Origin of the sequence: Shewanella sp. 6_MG-2023 (assembly GCF_030547195.1) — a bacterium.
Taxonomy (GTDB): Bacteria; Pseudomonadota; Gammaproteobacteria; order Enterobacterales; family Shewanellaceae; genus Shewanella.
This window is the reverse complement of sequence record NZ_JAUOQU010000001.1, coordinates 220,586-235,852: the sequence shown is the minus strand read 5'-3', so window position 1 is coordinate 235,852 and position 15,267 is coordinate 220,586. Positions and strand designations below refer to the sequence as shown.

Annotated in this window: 12 protein-coding genes; all 12 read right to left on the bottom strand. The window is 36.9% G+C overall.

From position 1 onward, the window contains the following. Positions 1 to 212: 212 nt before the first annotated feature. Complete coding sequence (locus tag Q4533_RS01085; protein ID WP_303501404.1) at positions 213 to 1,235, bottom strand: NAD-dependent epimerase; 1,023 nt, start codon at positions 1,233 to 1,235, stop codon at positions 213 to 215. A 10-nt stretch (positions 1,236 to 1,245) separates the two neighbouring features. Then, positions 1,246 to 2,313: a hypothetical protein gene (locus tag Q4533_RS01080; protein ID WP_303501403.1), complete on the bottom strand. Its 1,068-nt coding sequence runs from the start codon at positions 2,311 to 2,313 to the stop codon at positions 1,246 to 1,248. A 4-nt stretch (positions 2,314 to 2,317) separates the two neighbouring features. Beyond that, positions 2,318 to 3,019: a Stf0 family sulfotransferase gene (locus tag Q4533_RS01075; RefSeq protein WP_303501401.1), complete on the bottom strand. Its 702-nt coding sequence runs from the start codon at positions 3,017 to 3,019 to the stop codon at positions 2,318 to 2,320. Next, a complete protein-coding gene (locus Q4533_RS01070) occupies positions 3,009 to 3,380 on the bottom strand; it encodes a hypothetical protein (protein ID WP_303501399.1) in 372 nt (123 codons plus the stop codon). Before Q4533_RS01070 ends, Q4533_RS01075 begins: the two co-directional genes overlap by 11 nt. Positions 3,381 to 3,398: 18 nt before the next feature. After that, positions 3,399 to 3,731, bottom strand: a complete 333-nt coding sequence (locus tag Q4533_RS01065; protein ID WP_303501398.1) for a sulfotransferase family 2 domain-containing protein — start codon at positions 3,729 to 3,731, stop codon at positions 3,399 to 3,401. A gap of 2 nt (positions 3,732 to 3,733) precedes the next feature. Continuing rightward, a complete protein-coding gene (locus tag Q4533_RS01060; RefSeq protein ID WP_303501397.1) occupies positions 3,734 to 4,471 on the bottom strand; it encodes a sulfotransferase domain-containing protein in 738 nt (245 codons plus the stop codon). Between the two features lie 17 nt (positions 4,472 to 4,488). Further along, positions 4,489 to 6,756, bottom strand: coding sequence for a glycosyltransferase (locus Q4533_RS01055; protein WP_303501395.1), 2,268 nt, complete (start codon positions 6,754 to 6,756; stop codon positions 4,489 to 4,491). Between the two features lie 11 nt (positions 6,757 to 6,767). Beyond that, positions 6,768 to 7,994 carry a glycosyltransferase gene (locus tag Q4533_RS01050; RefSeq protein WP_303501392.1) on the bottom strand — a complete coding sequence of 409 codons (1,227 nt, stop codon included), beginning with the start codon at positions 7,992 to 7,994 and terminating at the stop codon, positions 6,768 to 6,770. Positions 7,995 to 8,060: 66 nt separating this feature from the next. Beyond that, complete coding sequence (locus tag Q4533_RS01045; protein ID WP_303501390.1) at positions 8,061 to 9,599, bottom strand: hypothetical protein; 1,539 nt, start codon at positions 9,597 to 9,599, stop codon at positions 8,061 to 8,063. A gap of 11 nt (positions 9,600 to 9,610) precedes the next feature. Beyond that, complete coding sequence (locus tag Q4533_RS01040; protein ID WP_303501387.1) at positions 9,611 to 12,124, bottom strand: hypothetical protein; 2,514 nt, start codon at positions 12,122 to 12,124, stop codon at positions 9,611 to 9,613. A 33-nt stretch (positions 12,125 to 12,157) separates the two neighbouring features. Then, the gene (locus Q4533_RS01035; protein WP_303501386.1) at positions 12,158 to 13,468 is read right to left on the bottom strand and encodes a hypothetical protein; all 1,311 of its coding nucleotides are present in this window, start codon (positions 13,466 to 13,468) and stop codon (positions 12,158 to 12,160) included. Positions 13,469 to 13,497: 29 nt separating this feature from the next. Continuing rightward, positions 13,498 to 15,213: a hypothetical protein gene (locus Q4533_RS01030; RefSeq protein WP_303501385.1), complete on the bottom strand. Its 1,716-nt coding sequence runs from the start codon at positions 15,211 to 15,213 to the stop codon at positions 13,498 to 13,500. Positions 15,214 to 15,267 lie beyond the last annotated feature (54 nt).

Here is a 15,267-nt window from a genome sequence, read left to right as displayed (position 1 = left end):
TGCTGATTTACATACAGTTTAACCCCCAATAGTCACTGTTCTTCTTCTAAGTGTAACTGCCAGAACAGTAGACGTTGTCAAATACAGTGATAATAGGCCTTACTTGTTGTTTTCTTGGTTGAGTTATGAGTTGCTAAATCCCTAAACTTTTTATTAGCTGGATAATTATAGCTTAGGTCAAAACCTAACCTTTCGGTTTTAGGGAAATCCTATTATTTTTTGCTCTCACACGGATCTAATTTATAAAATAATTTAAACCAATCAACAAACTGCTGCATACCATACTCAATATCAGTATTTGGTTTAAAACCTACCTCGTTTTGAAGACTACCAATGTCGGCGAATGTTGCAGGTACATCACCAGGTTGCATTGGCATGAAGTTTTTCTTGGCTTCTTTGCTAGCCGCTTTTTCAATGGCTTCAATAAACTGCATCAATGGAATCGGTTCATTGTTACCAATATTAAAGACTTTATACGGAGCTTTGCTTGAGGATGGCGATCTGTTATCGTCCTCTGGATTACGCTGTGGTACGACATCTTGAATACGCATGATGCCTTCCACAATATCGTCAATGTAAGTAAAATCACGCTTCATTTTTCCGTGATTAAATACTTTAATTTCGCGATCATTGAGTATTGCATCGGTAAACAGGAAAGGTGCCATATCTGGGCGCCCCCACGGGCCATATACAGTGAAAAAACGAAGACCGGTTGTTGGCAGGTCATATAAATGGCTATAACTATGCGCCATTAACTCATTTGCTTTTTTTGTTGCGGCGTAAAGTGAAACGGGGTGATCAACTGCATCTTCCGTTGAGAAAGGCATTTTTTCATTCATGCCATAAACAGAACTTGATGAGGCATAAACCAAATGTTCAACCTTATTGTGTCGACAACCTTCAAGTATTGTTGCCATGCCCACTAAGTTTGAATCAATATAAGCCATTGGGTTCTCTATGGAATACCGCACACCTGCTTGTGCAGCAAGGTGGATGACGCGATCAAAATTTTCTGTTGAGAATAGTTCAGCTATGCCTTCTCGATCTGCTAAATCTAACTTTACAAAAGTAAATGTTCCAAACTTTTTCAAACGCTCTAAACGCGCTAATTTCAAATTGACATCATAATAGTCATTCAAATTATCTATACCATGCACTTGATGGCCATCTTCGCACAATCTCTTCGCCACATGAAAGCCTATGAAGCCTGCCGCGCCAGTAATCAAAAAATTCATATTTATTAACCTAACTAAAAATAATAGATGATAGCTCGCCTTTTTTTGCGAGCTCTCCTGCAACATTGTGACTGTCAGTCTCGATATTGTGGATTGTTACTTTTGGTGTATCTTCCAAATAACTACTGTGCGCGATATCATTTAAGTCTGAGTTTCCAACATACAAATCAATTATTGGGATGTTAGTATTTTTTAAAAGCAACTCATCTATTTTAATAGGTTTGAATTTAGAGTTTAACTGTTTGATACATGCAGCCCATCTTTGATCTTTAATTTTCTTAAGTGACGCCTCATCAATTCTAACTTGAGGTGAGAAAACCAATACTCTATCGACGTTAAGAAGAGCACCAAACAATAAAGCCGCATACCCCCCCATTGATACACCTAAAAAAGTAACTTTACCTTGCGTTTTCGTAACCAAGTTTTTCAAAACAATAACGGTATCATCTAAGTTTTCAGAAAAACCTCTAATGCCAGCTTGATACCAATACCTTGAATTATCTCTTAAGAAAAGTTTTGAACAGCGTGAGTTTGACAATTGTCGTTTAAACTCAAAATTTTCAACAACTTTGTTTTCAACTCCGTAACTAGTAAAAACAACAAACAAACCCGGTTCACTACCTTTTTCAAACTCAAACTCTATTTGAGGGGGCGGGTTTCCGAAAACAATTTCGCTGATATCAACGCTTGCATCATAGTTAATATCCGCAATAGTGAAAGCAGGAAAGCCTGATTTATTCTTATAAGCTTCACTATTAAGAACTAAGTCAATAGTACAGCCATCAACAAAAAATTTCGAAGGAATGACTAAATCTAATGAACAAATATCATTCTTAAAATCAAAAGAGGTTTTACCAACTTTGTACCCACTAACCTCAGCAATCACTCGAAAACTTTCTTCAATTTCGCTCGCATTCTGAAGCCTAAGGACAACATGTACGTTTTCTACATGAATAGGTTCTACTTTTGAAAAAATAGTAAACTTAGTGTATCGTCGGTTCGTGTGTATATTATTTCCGTGAACGTAGCTCCACTTTTGAAAGTTGTTGATAGTCAACTGACCTTGAAATTTTTCCATTTATTTAGTGTTTACCCTTTGTATCCTGATTATACCTTGCAATCCAATCTAAGCTTTTCTGACCACCAATTTTTTTAATTTTCCTTGGCGAAAGAGGTATATCAAACTGATTCAAATTGCGTCCAACATCTTGTATATATGAACGAGAGTTAACAGCCTCTTCATATATGATTTTAGTGTGACCTATACTGTACTTATTCAGAAATTTCTCAATAATTGCTTCCTCTCTCTCAATCCTTTTAATTTCTTGAGCAATCTCTTCATAACGATACTCATCACTTTCTACCCTCTGCCCATTCGAAATAAAGTGATTTCCAGTAGACAACTCCTTTTTGTCCTCGACAATGTGATGATACACACCTGTTTTTCTTGCCATTAATCGGGAAACAGCTTGTGCAACTTTATCTTTTCTAGTAACCCATGCAAAAGTAGCATCTTTAAATGCCTCATAAAAACTATCTAAGCTTTCAGACTTATTTCTTCCATTAACAGGATTTAATGAATAAATATTGTTAATATGAATAATTTGGTTTGCCATGATTTTTATTGATAAAACATTATTATCACTTGATGCTTTTTCTAATAGAAACTCGTCAAGTTTTTTTATGTCAACTTTTCCATCACTCTTAAAGCTATTAATCCACGATGTAAACCATTCTTTAGGAAGACCAAGACGCTTTGTCCCAATAATATCGTCACAAATCATAGTTGAGCCACATCTTTGTGTTGCTAATATTACCAAAACACTTTAGAGAATATTCATATAGCAGTGTATCTTGCTTATGTTTATCCTTTAAAGCAGCTAATACTTTACTTCCTATATCTGAGACCATAAATAATTGAACTGACTTTGGAGCCTTTAAAGCCGTAACATTCTCTATGGCTACTTCGGGTATATCGCTGTTACATGCATAACCCAAGTACTTCCTAAAAACCTTTTCGCTTTCCTCTACGGGAACAAGTCGTATAAACAGTTTTATAAACAATAGGTCCAGTTCTGGAGTTGGACTTAAATACTTGCCTTGAAAATTTTCAGGTTCTGCCAGTATAAAATCTTCAGGCTCCATACTATTGACATGACTATACTATGGGTGATGCTTGTGAATCAAAATATAATTCCTCAAACTCACTAATCTTGCGATAGGGTCTCGGACAGAAGTTAAAGTAGAAATCCTTCCATTTTTAAATTGCTGTTTAATAATTTTGTTTTCAAGTAATCTATGCATTTCGATATGGCCTTGAATAGTTTTTCTGCCTTTAAATTCTTGATGGCCTAACCTATAAAAGTCGTCAGGATGATAATCTTTTATACGACTACTAGGATAAATACATAAACAATTATCTTGACCAAATGCATTAAAAAAGTGCTTTCCTAAAGTTGAACCACCAACTTTAGGTATATGAGGAAAAAAGTACATGGTTAGTCAGAGTAGTACCCAAGAGCCTGAAGCAAATCGTGGTGCTTATCATTAAATAACTCTATTTGCTTTGTTGATAAAAACTCTTTATACGTTTCTTTTCCAGCCTTCCAAAAGAAGGCTTTTTTTGAGTTTTTAGTAACTGCATTTACATCTTCAAACAAACTTTCCGGTAATTGAACCTCAAAGTCAGGAGAGATTTGCCCCAATAGATTTTTGAACGTACTTTCTGGATTATCAACGAGATCCTCGTATCGTATTTTGATAATTTTTGGGTTCGATAAAGCACTTTTTACATAATTAGAATAGTCTGAAGCGTCACCTAAAAGGCCACGATAATATTCTTTTCCTAAGTTATCGTTGAAAGCATCAAAATAATACGGCATTTCTCCGTCTTTATAGATTTGTTCAACACTTTTTAGCTTTTCATCTTTGAAATTTTTTACATTTTCTCTAATGTAAAAATAATTAAGTGAAGAGAAGAATACGTCTAACGGATGGCGATATATATATATTATTTTATCGGGATTCATGGTTTGATTATCTAGTAGATGTGACTTATAAAAATAGGTATCATCTGCCAAACTTACCTTTGCCATCAACTCCTTAGTATTCTCTTTTTGCTGGTGAACATCTGGTACATCAGTATTAACGTTTAAATCAAACGTATTGGCTATAAGTTGTCGCATCCACGTATTTCCACATTTAGGGTAGGATGCTATTTCAATAATTTTCTTCATAATATACTCAATAATACCTAATTAATTTCATTCAACAGTAATGACCAAGTTTTAAATATTTTTTCTTCTGAATATTTAGCCATCGATTCCACTGTATTTAAAGATAACTTTTCTCTTAATGACTGGTTGACAATAAGTTCTGATATTGCATTGGTCAAACTAGTCAATAACTCTTGCTCGCTATTATCAGAAACCAATAGACCATTATGCCTATGGGTAACTAACTCATTAAGTCCAGAAGTTGATTCAGGGACTATAGCAGGGACTCCGGAAGCCAAGGCTTCCGCAACAGTTAAGCCAAACCCCTCCATTTCAGAACAGCTTACCAACATTCCGCTTTCCGCATACCTATCAAAAATTTGAGTGGTTCGACCTTTAAGGTAAACTTCACTTTCAATATTTAACTCTGTGATTAAGGTTTGCAGTCTTTGTTTATCAGGGCCTTCACCATATATATTCAGAACCCAACCATTTTTATTTTTGACTTGTGAAAAAGCTTTAATTAATACTTCAAAACGCTTCAAAGGGATTAGGCGTCCTACTCCTAATATAACTTTTTCACGATCTTTGAAGGGAGGAACTATAGCGCTCCCCGTTACAGGGTTTGGTATCGGCACGCTTTTCTTTCTAGATTGATGTGGGATAAATTCTAAAAACTTTTCATCAAGCCAATGGGACTTATAAGAAGCCATTGTTGAAAACAATCGCAAGGCACGGTCTAACATAGAATTATCCCAATCGTCCTGATAAAGGTAATCTCTTATCGGATTGCCATGGTTTGAAATTATAACTTTTGCACGGGTTTTTCTCGCTGCAATAAACATCTGTGTTGTTGCACTTATCATAAAAGGAACAACAACACCTGGTTTATATTTGTTGATTAACGTACGCCACCGACTTACTCTGCCACCATGTTTTTTTACCCAAATGTTTACCTCACCGTGCAAGGTATTTCTGATAGTTTCAATCGATTCTCTATTCTCATTTTTACAAAGTTGAACAAATTGACTCCAGTCTCTGAATTCATGCCTCAGAGATAAGCAGTTATGTACAACAAACAAAATATCTTCAGGCAACTTATTGATTACGTCAGTAAGTTCACCTTGTAAGTCATAGTTAACCATCAATTGTTTATTGAAAGGTGGTTCAAATACATCAACCATATCGATGGGACCATTAGGCTTATAATAGGGCGTACCTGCTTTACCATCAGCACTCGTTATCAGGACTTCTTTACCTGATATAGATTGGCTTGAGGCTACATCAATTAAGACTCTTTCAGCACCACCTGTAACACCCTTTATGGCTATAGCCCCAAATAGTACCCGATTGTCTGAGTAATCTTGATTTTCAAAAAATAACTTTTCGTTAGTTCGATTAAAGGAGGTATTCTTATCATCACCTAATAAAATGGTTAGTAGTGATAAGGATAAAGACCTTAGAACAGTACTATTTGCCTCAATTCTAGAAATAATATTATATATTTCATGAAGGTCAGATTTACTTCGATCTCTATAATTCTTTAATTTTAATAAGTGTTCGTAATCCTCTGCAGTTAACTCAGGTATATATTCCTTCGCTAGGCGAAAGTTTTCATTAAATTCAACTTCTTTGGAAAAACTTTCTCCGCCGATTAATTTATAAACTTCAAGCCTTTTCGTCATGGCTGTTTTTAGACCTGAACTAACCATAGCCGACAATAATTTGAAGTCAGCCGCAGAACGATACGTTTCGTCGTAAAGCCCTATTTGTTTATATGCTTTTTTCTTAATAAAAACAGCTTCATGCGCACCAGTAATACCCCTAAAAATTGTTTCTAACCCATAGTTTCTGGCTGGTTTATAATTTGTAAATCTTAGGTTTTCATCTACATAGCAACAATCACCCAAAACCATATCTGCGTCAGACTGTTCAAATGTTTGATGGTAACGCTCTAATGCATTAAAAGACAGGATATCATCAGAGTGAATTAATCCAATAACTTCCCCCTTAGCTAATCTTATTCCTTTGTTTATGGCATTATATATGCCAGCGTCAGGTTCACTAACAAAACAATCTATATCAGCTTTTCGGTCTAATAAAAATTCTTTAGTACCATCGTTACTACCACCATCTACGATTACAACTTCAAAATCTTGGAATGACTGACATAAGATAGCTTCTAAACATCTAGGAAGTGTAGTTATATTATTGTAAGTAACTGTTATAATTGAAAAGAACGGTACGGTAATTTCATCATCCGAATTTCTTTTTCCGCCACTTATAGACTTAATTTTCGTTTTCATTTTTTATTCAACTATTTATTTAAATTATTGACATTGGAAATTAATTCCTGGAATAACTCTTTATACTGTCTAGCTTGGTCTTTAATATCTATATTATCTACTGACCATTCTCGAATAGACTCGATACTGTATTTACGGTTAATAGTTTCAACTAACCGGTTTGTTAGATCCCAGACATCAAAAGGTCTAGCAAGTTCACCGTTAGTACCTGGAATAACTACATCAGGTATCCCACCAATGCTGAACGCAACAACAGGAACACCACAAGATAGGCTCTCTAGACAAACGTTAGGCAAATTATCTTCAACATACGGCAATAGCGTTACGTCGGCTGCAGAATAAGCTTTCGCTAATTCCTCACGGCAAGTTAAGTGGCCAGTAACGTGCACATCGCAGTCTAATTGTTTCAAGTCTGGTGAACCGGCACCAATAACGAGAACTGAGTACTTATCTTTTAAATCGAATTTTTCATTCAGGTTATTTATAAGTTCCGGTAGAAACTTGAAGCCCTTTCTTGAATCGTTTAGCGAAGCGGCTCCAAACAAAATAACTGGTTTTTCATTATCTAACCCTAACCAGTTTCGTTCAGCCAGCTTTTCATATGGTTTGAAAACATTTAATTCGACTCCAGTTCTAATTACCCTGATATCATGGTTTTTTCCAATTGCACTTTCCTTTGCAACTTTAGCGAGCCACTTACTAGGAGAGACAATGGTAATTTTTTCCCATAATTTCAGTCTTCTTGACATTACTTGAGTAGGTAACTGAAAACCGCTCTCTATCCTTGGACAAGGGTAGCAAGCTGTTTGATAGCGATCACACCCCATAGAGTAGTGGCAGCCTCCAGTTAGAGGTGCCATATCTGAAAGGCACCAAACTACTGGTTTAGCCCTATGTGACCACGTAGAAACCATAAAATCTGACACAGTCACTGATGACCATCTAAGTAATAATATGTCATTTTTCTCCCATACATTTTGAAGGAAATGACTACACTTACAAGATAGCCCCGTAGTAAAAGGCACGTCTGTAGTTGCAAGGGTGTATTGCCCCACCCTGAATGGTGAGCTAGGTTTACCCTTTCTATTAGGGACCTCGACAATATCATCAAAGTCTTGTGACTTCCTGTTTACATAAAATTTTGATTCTAAACCCTGTAATAAAAATTCATTATGCAACTTTAAAGCTGAAAGCCCTGCCCCACCTCTATCTGTTTCACCAATTGATGCTATTCTCACTAGATCGATCCTTTCAAAATATATTTTTTAATTAACACGGACTCAGCTTTAATTTAACGTTTTAAACTATAAATAATTAAATTTTTTCAGCCAGCCAGAGAACTCATTTAAAATCTCTGACTGAATATTTTCATCTAATGATGTCGTAAAGTCAGTCTCTTTTAAGGCTCTATGATGCGGGTGTAATTGAGTTACTTTATCAAATGATTTTGGATTTGACAGTTGTTCTAGTACTTGAACTAATTCAGCCAATGCGACTGAACTTAGATCAGAGCCAATAGCTTTAGCTATTTCCTTTACGACATCTATCGCACTATGTGCAATATCTTCATATTCCAACTCTAAAACCGATCTTCCCCCCCAAAAAGGGTGTAACGAATTAACCAAAAAGTTAAGTCGCCGGATTATTTTACAAGACTCTTCAGGAAGCCAGTCCATTCGCATTAGTGAAGCACAAATATTTCTTATGTCTCTCCTTGAAGAAATAATCACGTCAGATTGACTGGACAGCCTATGCTCCGGATTATGCACTTTTACTATATGGATATCAGCACTATTACTCGGTTTATAGTCATCGATCCAACAGCTATAAAAGTCTAACTTTTGGATTTTGTGAATTTCACGTACACAGTTAAATAGCCAGGTACTGCCGCTTCTTGGCATAGTTGCAATAAGAATTAGCTTTTTGTCTTTGGGCTTTAATAACTTTTGTAGCTCAAAATAACTTTCTGATTCGCCTACTTCTTCCAAGCTTGGAGCGGTTTTAAGTTTGGTATTATAGCAATCGGTCTCGCTAGGATTCCATTTATCAAACTGAGGATGATTGATTTCTGTGGTCATTAATTCAAAGCTGTTATCAAAACCGATTTGTAAATGCTCACATATCGTTTTAATCGTTCTCTCAGGCTCACCACTTAAGTCTTCATACCTCACAAGTTTTGCAGAAGAATAATCAGTTACAAAAGCCTGTGACCTGTCGCAATACTCATTAAATGAAAGCGCTTTATTGCGGAAGAATTCTGCACTTGCCAATGAAGCAAAGGTATCTATTGTATCTCGATATAAAACAACAGATATAATATTAAAGTCTTGCGCTAATAAGGTAGCAATCGTTTCTCTATGTATATGCTCTTCAAATAAATAATCATAATAAGCATTATCACGAATTACTAAATCTAAGCCTAGTTGCGATACATGCTGATAAATGCTTTTTATATTTTCTAAAAAAAGTTGCTTATTAAGCTCTTTGCTTTTAGGGAGGTGATCATCTTTAATGACATTTGTTAGTTCTAGCGATGCTTGATTTATATTACTACGAATGAATGGATGCACTTCATTTAACACATAAACATTTGGCATTGTAGCAATATACTGCGCTAGCGCAGCGCCACCGCTGCAAGCTAAATGGTGAATGATTCGTATAGTCGGCTTTTTATCCGAGTGTTTTTCACAAATGTCTTCACAGCGGTTAAGTAGTGACTGCGTATCCACCAGCTCTTTTCCACTTAATTGTGGTAACTGCTGGTCTTTTAGCACTGCCGCGCCCTCAACTAAGCTAAGTGCTTGAGCAATTTGCCGCTGAAATTGACTAAAACTATTACTCATAGTGCTAACCTTTAATCATTTTCTATAGTTGTATGGTTCAACAGCTCAGGATGCTCTTGTTGCAATTGATGATAGTACTGCGAGGCAATCATTAGCTTCTCTCTTAACTCTTTAATGAGTTCAACCAATTCAGATTCTGATTTAAGTTTTTCTGCATATTTTTCACGAAGATCATCAAGGTCTATTTGAGACTTAACTAACATTTTTTGGTTTAAGCGAGCAGCTCTGGTTAATTCAAGATTCTCAGTTTCAAAAGATGAGATTTTAGATGCCAGCTCATTCCCCCTCGCGTTTGCTTTTTTCTGCTGTTCTTCTAACTGCTTAGCTTTGTCTTGAACTTCCTTTCGCACATGGTCTCGCTCTGCTGCCACTGCATCTTTACCTTTGGTTAACTCGGCGTTCTCAGTGGTTAAGTCTGCGTTTTTAGATTTTAACGAAGAAAGAGTAGATTCTAGTGACTCGATGTTGGTAGCAAACTCACTCTCTCTCTCCTGTGATGCTTTCTGCTGTTCTTCTAACTGCTTAGCTTTATTCTGAGCTTCTTTTCGGGCTTGGTCTCGCTCTGCCGCCACTGCATCTTTACCTTTGGTTAACTCGGCGTTTGCTGTGGTTAAGTCTGCGTTTTTAGATTTTAGCGAAGAAAGAGTAGATTCTAAAAACGAAATGTTAGAAGCTAAGTCCTTCTCTCTCGCCTGTGCCGCTATTTTCAACTCTTCCAATTGCTGAGTTATAGTCTGAACTTCCTTTCGCACATGGTCTCGCTCTGCCGCCACTGCATCTTTACCTTTGGTTAACTCGGCGTTCTCTGTGGTTAAGTCTGCGTTTTTAGATTTTAGCGAAGAAAGAGTAGATTCTAGAGACGAGATGCTAGTTGTTAACTCGTTCTCTCTCGCCTTTGCTGTTTTCTGCAACTCTTCTAACTGGTTTGCTTTATTCTGACCTTCTTTTCGCGCTTGGTCACGCTCTGTCACCATTGATGTTCTACCCTTGCTAAGCTCAGCGTTCTCTTTGGTTAAGTTTGAATTTTTAGATTTTAACGATGAAAGAGTAGATTCTAGTGACGAGATGTTAGTCGCTAACTCGTTCTCTCTCGCCTGTGATGTTTTCTGAAACTCTTCCAATTGCTGAGCTTTATTCTGAGCTTCCTTTCGTGCTTGGTCACGCTCTGTCACCACTGAAGCTTTACCTTTGATAAGCTCAGCGTTCTCTGTGGTTAAGTTTGAATTTTTAGATTTTAACGATGAAAGAGTAGATTCTAGTGACGAGATGCTAGCACCTAACTCTTTCTCTTTCGCCTGTGAGCCTTTTTGCAATTTTTCTAATTGCTGAGCGTTATTCTGAGCTTCCTTTCGTGCTTGGTCACGCTCTGTCACCACTGAAGCTTTACCTTTGATAAGCTCAGCGTTCTCTGTGGTTAAGTTTGAATTTTTAGATTTTAACGATGAAAGAGTAGATTCTAGTGACGAGATGTTAGCACCTAACTCTTTCTCTTTCGCCTGTGAGCCTTTTTGCAATTTTTCTAATTGCTGAGCGTTATTCTTGACTTGATTTCGCGCTTTGTCTCGCTCCGCTATCACCGAAGCTTTAACTTCTGCGAGCTCTGAGTTCTCTGAGGTTAAACTTGAGACTTTAGACTCAAGAGAAGTAATCACCTCAGACAAGGTAACAATTTCATCTAATGCATTTTGTTGATGTTCAGATATCTCGGCTTCTAACTCTAACTGTTGTGCGTGTAGTTGTTGAACTTGTATTTGTTGTTCTTTATGTTGTTTTTCGACTAGCGAGGCATAAACATCATTAAGCAAACAAGCAGAAGGGGCTAACGACTTATTCTCACTTTGATTATCATCGCTCAGCTTACTCATGTACTCTTTGCTCACAAATCGATAGGACTCAAACAATCCTACTGATTTACTATCGGTTATTTTAAAACCCAAATTGAATAAACTTGCAATGGTAAGGGCTTTCTGGTTCTGATATTCGTAATCTTGACTGTTATTTATGGTATTAAGGACAATAGTATTAAAGCACTTGAGAACTGAGCCAGGTGTGTTGTTGACTATCTTACATTCTGAACCATTAAGTTCTAATACCAGCGTGTTATTTGCAGCGTTTTGTGTTAACGGGGAGTGCTTTTCAACAATACTTTGCAAGGTTAGTGGCTTAACTTGCTTGCACTCAGTTTGATTTATGTTTTTTAATTTCGTATACAACCAATCTGTATCAGTCCCACTGAACTGGGCAGGTTGATTGAAATGAAAATCCGTTACTTCTTCCACTTCTGCAATAACCTCACAAAAGGCTGAAACAGTGTCATGCGCTTTAATGCGATCGCACAATTTTTCGTATGAAGATGGCTCGCCTTCATACAAAAAGATTTGACTTGCACCACTGGCGATATATTTTTCAAGGTCACCACCTAATCCAGCACCTAAATGTAAGATATTGGCTGTTTGGGTTAGATCCATTGATGCCTTTTGCTGTACTTCATCGTACATTTGAGTGCTATGGTCTTGTAAACTCATTCCCTTACCATCCTCGAATAACGTAACGCGAAACTAAATACGTTCAATATTATAATTAATTAATTTGACAAAACCACTACACAATTGAATATCCAACCATTCGTTTACATCCATGAACATCTCATTAAAATAGTTAGTTTGTACTTTGTTCCTTTCCCTTACAAGCCCTTCATATTCCTGCTGATTTATTAAGCAAGCTTTTGGGTTACTATTAACTACAGAAGCACATTGCTCATAGGTTTGACATTCACGGTAATCCACCCCAAGCCTCACAGCTTCTCTTGACATCCAAGTATGCGATAAGCTGATCACCTTGAGCGGAAAAAATGCCGCGAGCCAAAGCACACCGGAACTTTGGTATTTATATGTAGTTTCATCGTAATTTAACACAACCGTTTGACTCGATTTAAACAGTGCCATGAGATCTTGATGCGTTAGAAAGCGATTGATTAACTCTAGATTTGGATAAACTTTACTTAGTCGTTTTACATCATTGTCTACAGCTAACAATTCGCTAGCAACACCTGTGTTCGAGTATTGAACTACAAACTTTTTATGGGGTGATGCTGGCACGATTTTTTTAATCAGTTGCGGTAATTCTGAAAAACCTTTGTTCTCTTTTGCATCTCCGATAAAGAGTATTATTTGCTCAGAATGCTCAGAATCTTGAATATCACATGACTCTGTCAAACAGTCATCATAGGCTGCTGTAGCGCCAAGTAATAAACAAGGTTGAATACCCACAGGATAATTAAAGCGTTTTTGATAAAACTGCTGTATTTCTTGATCCGCGGCGAAAAGTCTAACTCTTTCCAGCTCCGCAAGTCGCTTAAAGGCCAACTCATGACGCATTGTATGTTGTAGTACACCCAGTTCATCAGTAGAGGCACGGCTCATAGGGTGATACATTAGACCAACATTCACCATAAAGCGCTCACACTGTGCTGGTGTAATTTTTCTAGTAACATTTGTTAAGGCCAATGCGAGGGCCGTAGCATGCTCCCAATTAAGGGTATGACACCAAAACAATATTGCCGTTGAATCTTCGGTTGTTTCTAACACCTCTAATATTGCCTGTTGATATTCTTTCGCCAAGACTAATGTGTACTCAGTCAGTTCTGTATAACTTGGCTTTCCATAGAAGAAGCTATAATAGTGTGTTTTAAAATGCGGAAAACACTGTACCTGTTTTGCTTGTTGCTCTGACATAAAGTCAGGCGAACAGGCTTGATGGCAATATACTTGAATATCAAAATTTTCGCGTTCTACCACTGCAGACTTTATCGATGCTAATGTTGCTGGGTGGTGCCCTCCAAGTTCATTTAAACCTGGGTCTAAAATCACCAAGCGTTGATTTAACGACATCAGATAAATTAACGCTTTAACAATTGCAGTGTCTGCTGCAAGTGTAACTGAATTGCACTAGTCTCTAAGGGAATAGGCGTCCAGTTAGATTCTTTTTGATACTTAAGGTAGTAGTACTCTAACTCTTCTTGCAGTTGATGAATTTGTAGTATCGCTAACTCATTTTCTGATTCAAGATCTGATTCAAGTTCTGATTGCTCATTGTTCTTTGCTGTTAAGTTATTAGATAAGTTAGATACTTTTGATTTGAGCGACGAAATGCTAGATACAAGTTCCTCTTTTTCGTTTTGTAGTTTTTGTGTTTTCAGAAATGTATGCTCTAACTCTTCTTGTAATTGATGCACTTGCAATAGTGCTAACTCATTTTCAGCTTTGTTTTCTTCAAACATGCTTTTTTGCTGTTCGAGGTTTTGAGATAAACTCTCAATTTTATTATTAGATACCGTTAACTGATCCATTAATTGTTTATTTTTCTTATTTGTCATTTGATTTCTACCAGACTCAATTAAAGCTGAGTTCTTTTCGGTTTCCAGTTTTTGCGCATTTATAAACGTCTGCTCGAGTTCTTCTTGCAAATGATGAACTTGCAGCAACGCCAACTTATTTTCTGACTCTCGATCTGAAAAAACCGACTGTAGAGTAGTTTTATCAGATTCAAGTTCAGTGTTTAGTGTTATGAGGTTTGAGGCCTTTGACTCAAGGGCTAAATTACTTGAAACAAGTTCGTTATTTTCGCTTTCTAATTTTTGTGAGTTCAAAAACGTCTGCTCGAGTTCTTCTTGCAGTTGATGAACTTGCAGCAGCGCTAACTCATTTTCTGATGTAAGCGCTGTATTTTCTGACTTACACTCTGACAGGCTAGACTTTAGGTCCTGTATCTCTGACTCTGCAGAGATATTCTTATTTTTGAGTTCAGCATGTTCAGTAGTTAAGTTAGAAAGCTTAGTTTCAAGAGATGAGATTTTAGCGGTAAGCTCAGTTAATTCTTGTTGTTGACGTTTTTTAGTTTGCTCACCTTGGTATTGCAACTTGCTTATCATTTCACAGTAAGCTTCTATACGTGCTTTAGTACTCGGGTTGAACTCTGTATTAAGCAGCTCTGCAGCGCTTTCCAACTGTTCAAATAGCTGTTGTAGTTCGGTGTCTGAATTAAGTTCAACAAGCCCCATACTTAGTTGAACGAATTGTTCCATCGAGTATAAGTTCAGTTCGTTTGGACCAGCAAAAGCAACACCACATTGTTCACTTATTACTTTGGTAAACCCCGTTAGGTCATTAAACACGGTTAGTTCATTAATGAGAAGAAAGTTATCAGTGTGGGTAAAGGCAATATCTAGGCGTTGTTGGTGGGTCGTTAGCCACGAATTACGCCAATTGGTAGTGATTATATCATCGCTACAAATAATTGGTTCGTCATCTGGTTTGATCTTCGAATAGGAAAATTCTGGCGTTGAATAAAAACACACTAACTCTATTTCAGTATCAGCGATATGTAGTTCAGACAGTTTAGTTAATGCCTCTAATGGGCCTGAATAGATACTTGCTGCTAATTTTGCCGAAGCCACACTATTTTGATTCTGGCTGTTATAGCTATTCAAATCCAATAAGCATTGCAGGTCACCACTTTGTCCAAGATAGTTTACTTGTTGTTGAGTTTGCAAGTAATCCTCTAAAACTGCCTGGTTCTCGGCGTCTTGGATACCACAAAATATAAATAACTTCATTTTTCACCTTTGAAACGTTCGTTAATCAACTACAAGCAAGTGTTTATCTTACCC